Annotated in this window: 13 protein-coding genes; 11 read left to right on the top strand and 2 right to left on the bottom strand. The window is 67.4% G+C overall.

What is annotated here, in order from left to right; all coding sequences use genetic code 11:
* Nucleotide 1: 1 nt before the first annotated feature.
* Nucleotides 2-934: a cysteine synthase A gene (gene cysK, locus GPY60_RS12990; protein ID WP_156688083.1), complete on the bottom strand. Its 933-nt coding sequence runs from the start codon at nucleotides 932-934 to the stop codon at nucleotides 2-4.
* A 929-nt stretch (nucleotides 935-1,863) separates the two neighbouring features.
* Here cysK and GPY60_RS12985 point away from each other — a divergent pair.
* The 11 genes from GPY60_RS12985 to GPY60_RS12935 all read left to right on the top strand — a co-directional run bounded on the left by GPY60_RS12985 (nucleotide 1,864) and on the right by GPY60_RS12935 (nucleotide 12,634).
* Nucleotides 1,864-2,631 (top strand): MlaE family ABC transporter permease, encoded by a 768-nt coding sequence (locus GPY60_RS12985; protein ID WP_156688082.1) that lies wholly within the window; start codon nucleotides 1,864-1,866, stop codon nucleotides 2,629-2,631.
* On the top strand, nucleotides 2,628-3,476 hold the full coding sequence (locus GPY60_RS12980) for an ABC transporter permease (protein WP_156688081.1): 849 nt from the start codon (nucleotides 2,628-2,630) through the stop codon (nucleotides 3,474-3,476). The genes GPY60_RS12985 and GPY60_RS12980 overlap by 4 nt, the downstream gene beginning before the upstream one ends.
* Nucleotides 3,477-3,480: 4 nt before the next feature.
* Nucleotides 3,481-4,749, top strand: coding sequence for an MCE family protein (locus tag GPY60_RS12975; protein WP_156688080.1), 1,269 nt, complete (start codon nucleotides 3,481-3,483; stop codon nucleotides 4,747-4,749).
* Complete coding sequence (locus GPY60_RS12970) at nucleotides 4,746-5,786, top strand: MCE family protein (RefSeq protein ID WP_156688079.1); 1,041 nt, start codon at nucleotides 4,746-4,748, stop codon at nucleotides 5,784-5,786. Before GPY60_RS12975 ends, GPY60_RS12970 begins: the two co-directional genes overlap by 4 nt.
* Entirely contained in the window at nucleotides 5,783-6,946 is a 1,164-nt protein-coding gene (locus tag GPY60_RS12965; RefSeq protein WP_156688078.1) for an MCE family protein, read from the top strand. Before GPY60_RS12970 ends, GPY60_RS12965 begins: the two co-directional genes overlap by 4 nt.
* Nucleotides 6,943-8,277, top strand: coding sequence for an MCE family protein (locus GPY60_RS12960; protein WP_156688077.1), 1,335 nt, complete (start codon nucleotides 6,943-6,945; stop codon nucleotides 8,275-8,277). Before GPY60_RS12965 ends, GPY60_RS12960 begins: the two co-directional genes overlap by 4 nt.
* Nucleotides 8,274-9,395: an MCE family protein gene (locus tag GPY60_RS12955; protein WP_156688076.1), complete on the top strand. Its 1,122-nt coding sequence runs from the start codon at nucleotides 8,274-8,276 to the stop codon at nucleotides 9,393-9,395. Before GPY60_RS12960 ends, GPY60_RS12955 begins: the two co-directional genes overlap by 4 nt.
* Nucleotides 9,396-10,865, top strand: coding sequence for an MCE family protein (locus GPY60_RS12950; RefSeq protein WP_156688075.1), 1,470 nt, complete (start codon nucleotides 9,396-9,398; stop codon nucleotides 10,863-10,865).
* 37 nt (nucleotides 10,866-10,902) lie between these two features.
* A complete protein-coding gene (locus tag GPY60_RS12945) occupies nucleotides 10,903-11,520 on the top strand; it encodes an Mce protein (protein WP_156688074.1) in 618 nt (205 codons plus the stop codon).
* A 125-nt stretch (nucleotides 11,521-11,645) separates the two neighbouring features.
* Nucleotides 11,646-12,128: a hypothetical protein gene (locus GPY60_RS12940; RefSeq protein ID WP_156688126.1), complete on the top strand. Its 483-nt coding sequence runs from the start codon at nucleotides 11,646-11,648 to the stop codon at nucleotides 12,126-12,128.
* Nucleotides 12,128-12,634 carry a CAP domain-containing protein gene (locus GPY60_RS12935; protein WP_231639633.1) on the top strand — a complete coding sequence of 169 codons (507 nt, stop codon included), beginning with the start codon at nucleotides 12,128-12,130 and terminating at the stop codon, nucleotides 12,632-12,634. The genes GPY60_RS12940 and GPY60_RS12935 overlap by 1 nt, the downstream gene beginning before the upstream one ends.
* A 5-nt stretch (nucleotides 12,635-12,639) precedes the next feature.
* Here GPY60_RS12935 and GPY60_RS12930 read toward each other — a convergent pair whose 3' ends face one another.
* A complete protein-coding gene (locus GPY60_RS12930; RefSeq protein ID WP_156688073.1) occupies nucleotides 12,640-14,286 on the bottom strand; it encodes an NAD-dependent malic enzyme in 1,647 nt (548 codons plus the stop codon).
* Nucleotides 14,287-14,327: the final 41 nt, after the last annotated feature.

The following is a 14,327-nucleotide window of genomic DNA, read 5'->3' as shown; positions in this document are numbered from 1 at the left end:
GCTAGTCCGCCAGGTCGGCGAAGAGCGGCGTGCTCAGGTACCGCTCCCCGAAGCTGGGCAGCACCACGACGATGAGTTTGCCGGCGTTCTCTGGCCGCCGGGCGACCTGCAAAGCGGCGACGACGGCCGCTCCTGAGGAGATGCCGACGAGGAGCCCCTCCTCCCGGGCCAACCGCCGGGCCATGGTGAACGACTCATCGTTGCCGACGGTGACGACCTCGTCGACCAGATCCATGTCCAGCACCGGCGGGACGAACCCGGCGCCGATGCCCTGGATGGGGTGAGGTCCCTTCTGGCCGCCCGACAGCACCGGCGACGCTTCCGGCTCGACGGCCACGAACTTCACCGACGGCTTGCGCTCCTTGACGACCTGCGCCACACCCGTAAGGGTGCCGCCGGTGCCCACCCCGGAGACGAAGAAGTCGATCTTTCCGTCGGTGTCGCGCCACACTTCCTCGGCGGTGGTCTTGCGGTGAATCGCCGGATTGGCCGGGTTCTCGAACTGCTGTGGGATGAAGTACCGCTGGTCGCTCTTGGCCAGCTCCTCGGCCTTGGCGATCGCGCCGGCCATGCCCTCCGAGCCCGGCGTGAGGACGATCTCGGCGCCGAACGCGCGCAACAACATTCGCCGCTCGGTGCTCATCGTCTCCGGCATGGTCAGCACACACCGATAGCCGCGCGCGGCACACACCATCGCCAGCGCGATGCCGGTGTTGCCGCTAGTGGGCTCGAGAATGATCGTGTCGGGTTTGATCAGACCGGCCTCTTCGGCCGCGTCAAGCATGGCCACCCCGATCCGGTCCTTCACGCTGTTCGCGGGGTTGAAGAATTCCAGCTTGGCGACGACGTCGGCGACAGCGCCCTCGGTGACCCGGTTAAGCCGGACCAGCGGGGTGTTTCCGATTAGCTGGGTGACGTTCTCAGCAATGCTCATCTGTCTTCCTGGGCGTCGGTACAGGACTCGTCAGCCTGCCGGTGGATGTCGGATTCGATGGCGGTTCGTCTTCTTCGAACAGTGGCGTTGCCCGTCTCAATTCCCCTGATCGGGAAACGCGCAACACGCTCAGCGCTGGGAAGGAATCGCCGAGATCAGCGACAACAACAACAGTCCGCGGCGGTGCGACACGTGAGGTCGGGGCGCGGCTGTGTGGCCTGTTGCATACGCCCCACTATAGACATTTGCCTTGACGCCGATCCGGTGACCTGCGCTCGTGACTTTGCCGGACGCGGCGGGCCCAATCAGGTGTCCGGCGATGTGCGACTAGCGGGCCGCGCGGGAAATGTATCGCGCGACGCGACGCGCCGATTGCCCATCACGGATTCCGCACCCAACCTCGGGAGCGGCCGAAGAATTGCGCCCCGCGGCATTTCGGTTGTGCTCATCCTGAACCCAACCCTTGCCTTCTCGGCGAGTAATCCGAACCGTGGCGTGCGGTGGCGATAGCCGGAATTGTCGCGGCGGCGCCGAGCAGTCGAACAGGTCTGGCATGGGTGTGTTGAACTCGCGATGCGGCGCAGTGCGACGCCGGCCGACTGGTGCGCGTGCGCCGCCCGGACGAGGGCTTTAATTCCGGCCGACGGCCTCAAAGCCCAGCTCAGCTGACCTTGCCGCCCGTCGGCGCGACGTTGTCGCAGCTTCATCAGCACGGGGTCAGATTTTCGTCTTGTTGATTGCAAACCTGATGTCGTTCATCGCTTTGCCAATAAATTCCTCGCGTGGTCTATGCGCGCAACGAGACATCGCGGTCGTTTGTAAACAGCGCGGCACACCGTCGGACCAGCTGATTACAAACGGATCAATGGTGTTGCGAAATTGGGGAACGCGTTGAGGTATGCGGACGTGCGCAGGGCTGAGCCCGCGTCATGAGCGGCACGGCCCTTGCCAAGCCCATGAACGCGCTGGGCGAGTTTTTCCTGTTCACCGCCGAAGCGCTGATCACGGTGGTGCGCCGGCCGTGGGCCTGGCGCGAGATCCTCGAACAGATTTGGTTCGTCGCCCGCGTGTCGATCTTTCCGACGATCATGCTGTCGATCCCCTACACGGTGCTCATCGTGTTCGTCCTCAACATCCTGCTGGTCGAGATCGGCGCCGGCGACCTCTCCGGCGCGGGGGCGGGGCTGGCGTCGGTGACCCAGGTGGGGCCGGTCGTCACGGCGATGGTCGTTTCGGGCGCCGGGTCGACCGCGATGTGCGCCGACCTGGGCGCGCGCACCATCCGCGAGGAGATCGACGCGATGAAGGTGATCGGGATCAACCCGATCCAGGCGCTGGTGGTGCCCCGCATCCTCGCGGCCATCTTCGTCGCGGTGCTGTTGTACTCGGTGGTCGCCGTCACCGGGCTGGTCGGCAGCTACTTCTTCGTGGTCTTCGTCCAGCACGTCACACCCGGGGCCTTCATCGCGGGCATGACTCTGGTCACGGGGTTGCCGCAGGTCGTGATCTCGCTGATCAAGGCGACCCTCTTCGGGCTGTCGGCCGGCCTGATCGCCTGCTACAAGGGCCTGTCGGTCGGCGGCGGTCCGACCGGCGTCGGCAACGCGGTGAACGAGACCGTGGTGTTCTCCTTCATGGCGTTGTTCTTCATCAACATCTTGAGCACCGCGCTCGGGGTCAAGGTGACCGCCAAATGAGCGACGCCGCCCGCGAGCCGTCGTGGCTGGCCGAACTCGGTCCCCGGCTGGTGGACGCCACCCGCAAGCTCGGCGAGCAGACCGCGTTCTACGGACGGTCCCTGGCGAACACCGGCGACGCGGTGCGGCGCTATCCCGGCGAGCTGCTGCGCCTGATCGCCGAGATGGGCATGGGCACCGGGGCGCTGGCGGTCATCGGGGGCACGGTGGGCATCATCGGGTTCCTGACCCTGACCACCGGCGCGCTGGTCGCGGTGCAGGGCTACGACACCCTGTCCAACATCGGTGTCGAGGCGCTCACCGGCTTCCTGTCGGCGTTTCTGAACGTCCGCATGATCGCGCCGTGCACGGCCGGGCTGGCTTTGTCGGCGACGATCGGCGCCGGCGCGACCGCCCAACTGGGCGCGATGCGGATCAACGAGGAGATCGACGCGCTCGAGGTGATGGGCATCCGCGCGATCACCTACCTCGCGTCGACGCGGATCATCGCGGGCGTCCTGGTCGTGATCCCGCTGTACGCCGTCGCGGTGTTGATGTCGTTCGTCGCGGCGAAGTCGCTCACCATCTACGTCTACGGGCAGTCCCGCGGCGTCTATGAGCACTACTTCTCCACGTTCCTGCGCCCCAACGACCTGCTGTGGTCGTTCGTGGCGGCGCTGAGCATGGCGACCGGCGTGATGGTCGTGCACACCTACTACGGCTTCAACGCGACCGGTGGTCCCGCCGGGGTGGGGGAGGCGGTGGGCCGCTCCGTGCGAACGTCGATGATCATCACCGCCTTTGTCTGCCTGATGATTTCGCTGTCCGTCTACGGCCAGCACGGCAATTTCAACCTGTCGGGATGACGACATGAGCAACCACGACAGCGGCGACCCGGGCCGCATGAACAGGGTCCGCGCCGGCAAGATGGACCCGATCTGGCTGGCGCCGACGCTGTTCGTCCTCATCGGCGGTCTCGTCGCGTTGACCGCCGCGTCGTTCTCCGGCACGTTCGAGGACTTCGTCCCGCTGACGCTCGTGTCCAACAGGGCCGGCCTGGTGATGGAAACCGGGGCCAAGGTCAAGCTTCGCGGCGTGGAAGTGGGACAGGTGGCGTCCATCGGCACCGACGTGAAAGCGGCTGAGCTGCAATTGAAGTTGCAGCCCAAGGCGTTCAAGTACCTGCCGAGCAACCTCGAGGCCGAGATCAAGTCGACCACCGCCTTCGGGTCCAAGTACGTCGACCTGATCGTGCCCGAGCACCCCAGCGCCACACCCCTGAAGCCCGGCGCCGTGCTGCACTCCCGCAATGTCACCGTCGAGGTGAACACGGTCTTCGAGAATTTGCAGTCGGTGGTCCAGGCCCTCGACCCGGCCAAGCTGAACTCGATCCTGTCGGCGTTCGCGCAGTCGGTGCGCGGCAAGGGCGACCGGATCGGGCAGGCGATCACCGGGGCGAACGACATCCTGCTGACCGTCAACCCCCGCATGGAGACCATCCACCGTGACTGGCGGCTGTTCGGCAAAACGGCCGCCATCTATTCCGATGCCGCGCAGAACATCCTGTCGATCCTGGACTCGGCGACGACGACGAGCGCCACCCTCACCGAAAGCCAGCGGTCGCTCGATGCGCTGCTGTTGTCCGCGGCGGGCTTCAGTCAGGCCGGCATCAACGTCATCGGCCGGAACGAGGCCAACATCGTCACGTCGGTCAACTCCCTCGATCCGACCACGGCGCTGCTCAACAAGTACTCGCCGACGTTCACGTGCCTGTTCCAGGGTGCGCAGTGGTACGTCGACCACGGCGGCCGGGACATGCTGGGCGGCAACGGCTATTCGTTCATCATGGACGCCGGCCTGCTGTTCGGCGACGACCCGTACCGGTACCCGAAGCACCTGCCCAAGATCAATGCCACCGGCGGCCCGGGCGGCAAACCCAGCTGCGGGTCGCTGCCGGACCCGAGCGCCAACTTCCCGGTGCGCGCGCTGGTCACCGACACCGGGTGGGGCGCCGCGCCGAACGAGATCCGCACCAACGTCGCCGCCGGCAACCCCTGGTGGTCGAACTACTTCCCGACCACCAAGAACCCGCCCGAGGCGCCGCGCTACTTCTTCCGCGGGGGTCAGCCGCCCCCATGAGCAAAGGAGAAAGGCCCGGCATCGTCAAGATCTGGGCGCGCGTCGCGCTCTTCACCGCGATCTGCCTGGTGTTCACGTTCACCCTCATCGCGGTGTTCGGGCAGTTGCGCTTCGAGGACCGCACCGGCTATCAGGCCGTCTTCACCAACATCTCCGGCCTGAAGTCCGGCAACTTCGTCCGCATCGCCGGGGTGGAGGTCGGCAAGGTCGGCGACCTCACCCTGCATCGCGACGGCACGGTCACCGTCGGCTTCTCGGTCGACAAGGGGGTTCGCCTCACCGAGGGCACGAAAGCCGTTGTGCGGTACGAGAACCTGATCGGCGATCGCTATCTCGCCCTCGAGGAGGGGCCCGGGCCGCCGCACCGCCTGGCGCCCGGCGCGACCATTCCGCTGGCGCGGACGTCGCCCGCGCTGGACATCGACGCGCTCATCGGGGGCTTCCGCCCGCTGTTCCGGGCGCTGGACCCCGACCAGGTCAACGCGTTGTCCGGGGAACTGCTGCGGATCTTCCAGGGGCAGGGCGGCACCCTCGCCTCCGTGCTGGCGCAGACCTCGACGCTGACCTCCACCCTGGCGGGACGCAGCGAGCTGATCGGTGAGCTGATCAAGAACCTGAACACCGTGCTGCACACCTTCGCCGCGCGCGACCACGAGTTCTCCGACGGATTGGACAAGCTGTCCGCGCTCGTGGACGGCCTGGCGCAGCGCAAGGACGACATCTCGACCGGCCTGGCCTACATCAACGCGGCCGCGGGCTCCGTCACCGATCTGCTGGTGCAGGCCCGGCAGCCGATCAAGGACGTGGTGCAAGAGACGGACCGGATGTCGGCCCAGGTCCTGGCCGACCGGGAGTACGTCGACAACCTGCTCAAGCAGCTGCCCGACACCTACCAGGTGCTGGCCCGCCAGGGGCTCAACGGCGACTACTTCGGCTTCTACTTCTGCGAGGTGTTGCTGAAGCTGAACGGCAAGGGGGGCAATCCGATTTACGTCAAGCTGCTCGGCCAGCCGAGCGGGCGGTGCACGCCGAAATGAGATTGCCGAAGCCCAAGTCGCTGCGCGCGCGGAGCCCGGTCACGATCGGTGTGATCGGAACCGCGATCCTGCTCTGCGTCACCGTGGCCGCCTTCCAGTACGACAAGTTGCCGTTCATCAAGAACACCAACGACTACGCGGCGTACTTCTCCGAGGCCGGCGGCATCAAAGTGGGTAACACGGTGCGGGTTTCGGGCATGGGTGTGGGCAGGGTCCGCGACATCAGGCTGGAGGGCACCAAGGTCCGGGTGGGCTTCACCGTCCGCAAGGGAATTCAGCTCGGCGACCGCACGGAAGCGTCGATCAAGACCGAGACGATTCTGGGCAGCAAGATGCTGGAGCTGACGTCGCGCGGCGAAGGCGCGCTGACCGGCGTCATTCCGCTGGAGCGCACCACCTCGCCCTACGACCTTCCGGTGGCGCTGGGCGACCTGACGACCACCATCAGTGGCCTGGACACCAACCAATTGTCCTCGGCGCTCACGACTTTGGCCGAGACGTTCAAGGAGACACCGGACGATCTGCGGCCCGCGCTGCAGGGCGTGGCCCGGTTCTCGCAAACCCTGAACAACCGCGACGAGCAACTGCGCAGCCTGCTGGGCAACGCCAACAAGGTGTCGGGCGTGCTGGGCCGGCGCAGCCAACAGATCGCGGGCCTGGTGGCGAACTCCAACGCGTTACTGGCGGCGCTGCTGGACGAACGGGATTCGATCGACGCGCTGATGAACAACCTCACCGCGGTGTCGCACCAGATCTCGGGGTTGGTGAACGACAACCGAACCCAGCTCAAGCCGGCCCTCGACAAGCTCAACGGCGTCCTCGAGATCCTGGACAACCGCAAGGAAGACCTGCAGCAGACGCTGCCGAAGTTCAAGCGCTACGCGATGTCGTTCGGCGAGGTCCTGGGGTCGGGGCCGTTCTTCAAGGCATACGTCGCCAACCTGATCCCCGGTCAGCTGGGCGGCCCTACCCTCGACGCGCGGATGTACGACCGGCCACTGGACCCCAACCAGAAGCTGCCGTCGGAGGCCGTCGACCCGCCGACTGGCACGCCGCCCGTTCCGCCGGAGAATGCGCCGCACCCGATCTGGTCGCAGCCGCCCTCACCCGGGCCGACTCCCGAGCCGAGCCCCGTGCCCGCGGAAGGTGGCGGGCAATGACACGACGAGCCCTGCGCCGGGTGACCGCCGTCAGCCTGTCCGTGACGTTGGTCGTCGCGTCGTTCCTGGTGGCGAAGAGACTGTGGAATGACGTCGAAAAGAACACGTACTCCGCCTATTTCACGGAGGCCAACGGCCTGTTCGTCGGCGACGAGATCCGGATCCTCGGAGTGGCCGTCGGCGTGGTGGACAAGATCGAGCCACAGCCGGCGAGCTCCAAGGTGACGTTCTCCGTCGACAAGCAGTACGCCGTGCCTGCCGGCGCCCGCGCCGCAATCCTGTCGCCGTCGTTGGTCACCCCCCGCGCGATCCAACTCGTCCCGGCCTACTCCGGCGGACCCAAACTGAGTCCCGGGGCGTCGATTCCGCTCAACCGCACGGCGGTTCCGGTGGAATGGGACGACTTCCGCAAACAGCTGGAAAAGCTGACCGACGCGCTGCAGCCGACGACCCCCGGCGGTGTGAACTCGGCGGGCGAATTCATCAACTCCGCCGCGGACAACCTGCGCGGCCGGGGCGATACCGCCCGGGACACGGTCATCAAACTGTCGCAAGCCATTTCGGCGCTCGGCGACCACGCCGACGACATCTTCAGCACCGTGCGCAATCTCCAGTTGCTGGTCTCGGCGCTGTACTCGAGCAGCGACCTGCTGGCCTCCTTCAACCAGAACCTGGCCAGCGTGACGACGATCCTGTCGAACAGCCCCAACGAAGTCGCGAACGCGGTCAAGGGCCTCGACGGGGCGCTCGCCGACCTACGCGAATTCCTCGCCGAGAACCGGGAATCCGTGGGCGTCACGTTCGACAGGCTAAGCTCCATCACGACCGCCCTCAACGACAGCCGCGCCGACATCAAGCAGATCCTGCACGTCGTCCCGACGGTGTTCCAGAACTTCATGAACATCTATCAGCCGGCGCAGAGCGCGATGACCGGCATCCTGGCGCTGAACAACTTCGCCGACATCCCGCAGTGGATCTGCAGCTCGATCGAGGCGGCGGCCCGGGCGCGGCTGGACCGGGTGTCGAAGTTGTGCCTGCAATACGTCAACCCGATCATCAAGAACCGCATCTACAACTACATCCCGGCGGGCATCAACCCGTTCGTCGGGACGCAGGCCAGGCCCAACGAGATCACCTACAGCGAGGATTGGCTCCGCCCCGGCTACACGCCGCCCGCGCCGCCCGAGGCGCCGCAGCCGCCGGGGGCGTCCCCGCCCGCGGTGCTCGACAACCAGCCGCAGCCCACGCAGGCGCCGCCGCCGCCCCCGGAGAACAACGTGAGCTCGACCCAGGTGCTGCAAAACCTCATGCTGCCGACGGGGGCGCCGTGAGACGCGCGCTGGCCGCCGCGGTCGGCCTCGCCTGCTTGGCCGCATTGTCGGGATGCGAATGGCGAGGCCTGAATTCGTTCAAGCTGCCCGGTACCGCCGGCGGGGGGCCGGGCGCCTACACGATCCAGGCGCAGCTGCCCGACGTGGTCACCATCCAGCAGAACACCCGGGTGCGGGTCGACGACGTCAACGTCGGCGACGTCACGAAGATCGAGCTGCAGGACTGGCATGCGCTGGTGACCATGCGGATCAACGGCGACGTCCACCTGCCGGCCAATGCGACGGCCAAGCTCGGGCAGACCAGCCTGCTGGGATCGATGCACATCGAACTCGCACCGCCCAGGGACGAGCCGCCGGTCGGCGAGCTCAAGGACGGGTCGGTGATCCCGTTGTCGCGTGCGAGTATGTATCCGACCACCGAACAGACCCTGGCCTCGGTGTCGATCCTGTTGAACGGCGGCGGAATCGGGCAGCTGCAGGAAATCAATCAGGCGATAGCCAAGGCGTTCGGCGGACGCGAGAACGAGATGCGCAGCCTGCTCGGCCAGCTCGACGAGTTCATCAGGGGCACCAACGCGCAGACCGACGACATCATCGCCGCCGCCGAGAACCTCAACTCGCTCGCCGGGCAGTTCGCCGACAAGGACCCGGTGGTGGACAAGGCCCTCATGACGTTGCCCAGAGCGCTGGCGATCCTGGCCGAGGAACGCACCAAGATCGCCGACGCGATCGATCAACTCGGCAAGTTCAGCGCCATCGCGGCCGACACCATCCACCAGAGCAAGGAATCTCTGGTGAACAACCTCCGCAACATCGCCCCGGTGCTGCGGTCGCTCGCCGACGCCGGACCGGCGCTCACCAAGGGCCTGGACGGCCTGGCCACCTACCCGTGGCCGACGTCCACAGTCAAGAACTGGTTCCGCGGTGACTACGCCAACCTCACGATGATCGTCGACCTGACGCTGAGCCGCATCGACACTTCGCTCTTCACCGGGTCCCGCTGGGAGGGCAACCTCACCGAACTCGAGATGCAGTGGGGGCGCACGATCGGCATGCAGCCGAGTCCGGTGACCGGGGGCAATCCGCTCACCTTCCCCTACCACAATGGGGGGTACTGAATGCTGCGCCTGAACCGCCGGACCTGGATTCAGCTGGCCGTGCTGTCCTTGGTCACCGTCGTCTCCTGTGGCGCAATGGCATTCAACTTCATGAAGTTGCCGCAAACCCTGTTCGGGATCGGTGAGTACACCGTCACCGTGGACCTGCCCTCCTCGGGCGGGCTCTACACGACATCTGTCGTCACCTATCGCGGCACCGACATCGGCCAGGTCAAGTCGGTCGACGTCACCGCGACGGGCGTGCGTGCCGTGCTCGCCTTGCGGTCGGGCGTCAAAGTGCCCTCTGATGTACAGGCCTCGGTGCACAGCCGCTCGGCGATCGGCGAGCAGTACCTCGACCTGACGCCGCCCCCCGGTAAGGAGGGCGAACCGTCCCGGCCGCTGCGCGCCGGCGACGTCATCCCGGCCGGGCGGGTCGACGTCCCCGTCGACATCGGGCACCTCCTCGACCTGACCAACCGCGCGCTGCAGGCGATCCCACGGGACAACCTGCGCACCGTGATCGACGAGACGGACCGCGCCGTCAGCGGGCTGGGACCCGAGCTGTCCCGGATCGTGGACGGGTCCGCCGCGCTGGCCATCGCGGGAGGACGCACCGCCGACCCGCTCGCCGCCCTGATCGACCAGTCGCCCGCCGTGCTCAACTCTCAGGTGCAGACGTCCGACGCGATCGGGACGTGGGCCAGCCACACCTCGGCCATCATGGCGCAGTTCAAGGCGCAGAACGCGGCGGTGCGAGACCTGTTGACCCAGGGCAGTTCCGGGCTGGAGGAAGGGCGGGCCCTCTTCGACCGGGTGGCGCCGGCCGTGCCGGTGCTGATGGCAAACCTGGTCAGCCTCGGCGACATCGCCGTGGTGTACCGCCACGACATCGAGCAGATCCTGGTGTTGCTTCCGCAGGGCATCGCGGTGATGTCGGCGGCCCTGGTTCCCAACTTGTACAGCAAGCAGGAATACAAGGGCTTCTACCTGGATTTCAACCTCAACCTGAATTTGCCCCCACCATGCACGACGGGCTTCCTGCCGCCCACCCAGCGCCGCTCACCCGCCGACGTCGACGCACCGGACCGGCCCGCCGCGGAGCTCTACTGCCGCGTCCCGCAGGACTCCGAGCTCAATGTGCGTGGCGCGCGCAACATTCCGTGCGAGACCAAGCCCTGGAAGCGCGCGCCGACGGTCGAGTTGTGTGAGAGCGACGAAGAGTACGTGCCGCTCAACGACGGCTACAACTGGAAGGGCGACCCCAACGCCACCTACAGCGGCCAGGGGGTGCCCCAGTATCCGCCGGGGCAGGATCCGCGGCTGCCCCCGCCGCGGGGCACCGCACCGCCGCCCGCGCCGCTGGCGGTCGCGACGTACGACCCGGCCACCGGCGACTACATCGGCCCCGACGGACACCGCTACACCGAGTCCGATCTGTCCCACCCACGTGCCAGGAACTGGCAGTCACTTCTCGTCCCGCAACCGTAGATGGTCCCGGCCCCCGGCCGGGACAGTGAGGAGCACCATGGCCGACGAACCCGACAAGCCCGACGACGGCGAACTCGTCAGCGACACCGAGACTGTCCTCGATGAGATCGACGGTGGGGCAACCGAACCCGAGCCGCCACCGCTGCGCTGGCGGGACCGCCTGTCGCGTCGGCGGCTCTCCCACGTCGGCTCGGCCCTGGTGGCCGGAAGCGTCATCGTGGCGGCGCTGACCGCGCTGGCCGGCTGGCTGGGGTACCACGCCTACCAGAAGCACGAGGAGCAGGCCCGCCGTGAGTCGTTTGTCCGGACCGCCCGCCAGGCCGCGGTGAACCTCACCACGATCAGCTACACCGAGGCCGAGGCCGACGTGCAGCGGATCCTCGACGGGGCCACCGGAGCGTTCCGCGACGACTTCGAGCAGCGGTCCAAGCCGTTCATCGACGTCGTCAAGGCGGCGCAGTCCAAATCGGAGGGCACCGTCACCGATGCGGGTCTGGAATCGCAGCGGGGTGACGCCGCCCAGGTGCTGGTCGCGGTCGCGGTGAAGTCACGGACCGCCGTCGGCGAGGAGGCGCCGCGGGAGTGGCGCATGCGCATCGAGGTCCGCTCGGTCGCGGGCGACCCCAAGGTGTCGAACGTGGTGTTCGTGCCATGACGATCCTGAGTGACAAGACCGACACCGACGACGTCGATGTGGTGGTCGACGAGGAGACCACGCACGACGATGCGGAAGCCACCGGCGAGGACCAGGCGTCGGACGGCGCGCGCGCGAAACGGCGCATCGAGTTCAAGCGTGTGATGGCTTTCGGTGTGCTGCCCGGATTGGCGTTGCTGCTGGCGCTTGGCGCCGGGTACCTCAGGTGGGCGGGCGGCTCGGCCGACGACCTCGCGGGGGCGCGGGCCGAAGCGGTGCGGGTGGCCAGTGACGACACCGTCGCGCTCCTGTCCTACAAGCCGGAGTCGGTGGACAAGGACCTCGGCGCGGCGCGCGAACGGCTGACCGGCGAGTTCAAGGACGCCTACTCCACGCTGATCCACGAGGTCGTCATTCCGGGCGCCAGGGAAAAACACATCACGGCGGTGGTCAAAGTGACTGCGGCGGCGCCCGTTTCGGTGGCCGCCGACCACGCGGTGGTGCTGCTGTTCGCCAATCAGACGGTGACCATCGGCGAGGGCGTCCCGACCGACACCCAGCCCGTCATCCGGGTGGCGTTGGACAAGGTGCACGGCCGCTGGCTGGTTTCGCACTTCGATCCGGTGTGATGCGGGACGTGGTGGTTCGGGTGCGCGGTCCGGTCCGGTCGGTGGTCGCCGCCGTCCTCACCTCGTGCGCCGCGGTGGCGACGGCCGATGTCGCCCACGCCGACAACAAGCGGCTCAACAGCGCCGTCGTCTCCGCCGTTTACACCCTGCAACACCAGGCCGGCTGCACGAACGACGTCGTCCGGAACAACGCGCTGACGCTGGCCGCCGAGTGGCACGCCGAGGACATGATCAACAACCGGAACATCAACGGCGACATCGGGTCCGACGGTTCCACGCCGCAGGACCGGGCCAACGCCGCCGGCTTCAGCGGCAGGGCCGCGGAGACGGTCGCGATCAACCCGGCCCTGGCCATGAGCAGCCTGGAACTGGTCAACCAGTGGTACCACGACCCCGACGACATGGCGATCATCCGTGACTGCGCGAACACCAGCATCGGGGTGTGGTCGGACAACAGCCTGGACCGCACCGTCGTCGTGGCCGTCTACGGACAGCCCGCCCACTAGGCGGCTCAGTCGTAACAGGGCCGCCACATCGTCTCTAGGACGGCCTGCCGGGCGTCGGCGTGTGTCTTGGTGGCCACGCCGTCCTCGACGGCGGCGTGGTACACCGCCTCGGCGACCGCCGCCGATATGCCCTGCAGGTTCTGTACGTCGGGCAGCAGCGAGTCGCCGGGAGCGCTGGGACTGGCTTGCAGGACAACGGCTTTCGCGGCGGCTTGCAGCATCCCACGGGTGACCAGCCGGGCGCCGGCCACGATGATGCCCAGCCCGATCCCGGGGAACACCAGCACGTTGTTGGCCTGGCCGATGGTGTAGCTGGTGCCACCGTATTCGACCGGCGCGACGGGTGTTCCGGTGGTGATCAGTGCCCGGCCCTTCGACCATTCCAGGATGTCGGCCGGCATGGCCTCCATGCGGGACGTGGGATTGGACAGCGGGAAGATCATCGGTCGCTCGCACGACGCGGTCATCGCCGCGACCACCTTTTCGGTGAAGGCGCCGTACACCGCCGAGGAGCCGAGCAGGATGGTGGGGGAGGCCAGCTTGATGGCGTCGACCAGCCCCACCCGCTGCCCCTCGGGGACGCCCAACTGCCGGCGGTTCTTCGCGTAGGGCGCCTGGAAGCCGCGCAGGTCGTCCATGTCGTCGAACAGCAGGCCCTGCCGGTCGATCGCCCAGATCTGGGCGGCGGCCTGCTCGACGGTGGCGCCGTCGGCGACCATGGCGTCACGGATCTGGTCGGCGACGCCGATGCCGGCGGTGCCGGCGCCGAAGACGATGGTGCGCTGCTCGCGCAGCGGCAGGCCGGTGACGTGGCAGCCGCCGTACACCGCGGCGACCACCACCGCGCCGGTGCCCTGGATGTCGTCGTTGAACACGCAGTAGTGGTCGCCGTAGGTCTGCAGGATCTTGCGCGCGTTGAGCGGCCCGAAGTCCTCGAAATGCAGGATGGCCCGCGGGAAAAGGCGGTGGGCGGTCTCGATGTAGCGGTTGATGAATTCGTCGTATTCGGCGCCGCGCCGGCGGGGGTGGCGGTTGCCGAGGTAGAACGGGTCCCGCAGCAGTTGTTCGTTGTCGGTGCCGACGTCGAGCGACACCGCGATGGTCCGCCGGGGGTCGATGCCGGCACCGGCGGTGTAGAGGGCGAGCTTGCCGACGGCAATCTGGATTCCGCCCACGCCCCAGTCGCCGATGCCGAGGATCGCCTCGGCGTCCGTGCACACGATCAGGTCGACGTCGTCGGGGTCCAGCCCGAACGTCTCGAACGCCTCCTCGATTTCGTCCGGCTCGTCGATGCTCAGGAAAAGCCCGCGCTGGCCGCGGTATTCGTCGGAGAAGCGCTGGATGGCCTCGCCGACGGTCGGCGTGTAGACGACCGGCATCAGTTCGGGCAGATGGTCCTCGAGCACCTTGAAATAGAGGATCTCATGGCGGTAGTGCAGCTGCTCGAGGAGCAGGTTGCGGCCCAAGTCGGTTGCCAGGCCCTGCAATTGGTGCCACACCCGGTCGGCCTGTTCCTCGAGCGTGAGGACCGCCGACGGGAGCCGGCCCGTCAGGCCGAGCTGGCGCCGCTGCTCGTGGGTGAACCCCACCCCGCGGTTCAGGCTCGGCGCGGCGAGGGCCGCAGGGATCCGCGGTGCGTGCGGGTCGCCCATCAGCGGGCTCCGATGACGTTGCGCATGAAGTCACCGTAGCG

The organism is Mycobacterium sp. Marseille-P9652 (assembly GCF_902652685.1).
GTDB lineage: Bacteria > Actinomycetota > Actinomycetes > Mycobacteriales > Mycobacteriaceae > Mycobacterium.
Note: the sequence above shows the minus strand (reverse complement) of the source record. Positions and strands in the feature narration are given on the sequence as shown.

What these genes read in the sequence shown, in the direction of transcription:
- GPY60_RS12980 (WP_156688081.1), top strand. Translation starts at nt 2,628, where the DNA reads ATGAGCGACGCCGCCCGCGAGCCGTCGTGGCTGGCCGAACTCGGTCCC.
- GPY60_RS12960 (WP_156688077.1), top strand. Translation starts at nt 6,943, where the DNA reads ATGACACGACGAGCCCTGCGCCGGGTGACCGCCGTCAGCCTGTCCGTG.
- GPY60_RS12950 (WP_156688075.1), top strand. Translation starts at nt 9,396, where the DNA reads ATGCTGCGCCTGAACCGCCGGACCTGGATTCAGCTGGCCGTGCTGTCC.
- GPY60_RS12985 (WP_156688082.1), top strand. Translation starts at nt 1,864, where the DNA reads ATGAGCGGCACGGCCCTTGCCAAGCCCATGAACGCGCTGGGCGAGTTT.
- cysK (WP_156688083.1), bottom strand. Translation starts at nt 934, where the DNA reads ATGAGCATTGCTGAGAACGTCACCCAGCTAATCGGAAACACCCCGCTG.
- GPY60_RS12970 (WP_156688079.1), top strand. Translation starts at nt 4,746, where the DNA reads ATGAGCAAAGGAGAAAGGCCCGGCATCGTCAAGATCTGGGCGCGCGTC.
- GPY60_RS12945 (WP_156688074.1), top strand. Translation starts at nt 10,903, where the DNA reads ATGGCCGACGAACCCGACAAGCCCGACGACGGCGAACTCGTCAGCGAC.
- GPY60_RS12965 (WP_156688078.1), top strand. Translation starts at nt 5,783, where the DNA reads ATGAGATTGCCGAAGCCCAAGTCGCTGCGCGCGCGGAGCCCGGTCACG.
- GPY60_RS12935 (WP_231639633.1), top strand. Translation starts at nt 12,128, where the DNA reads ATGCGGGACGTGGTGGTTCGGGTGCGCGGTCCGGTCCGGTCGGTGGTC.
- GPY60_RS12930 (WP_156688073.1), bottom strand. Translation starts at nt 14,286, where the DNA reads ATGGGCGACCCGCACGCACCGCGGATCCCTGCGGCCCTCGCCGCGCCG.
- GPY60_RS12975 (WP_156688080.1), top strand. Translation starts at nt 3,481, where the DNA reads ATGAGCAACCACGACAGCGGCGACCCGGGCCGCATGAACAGGGTCCGC.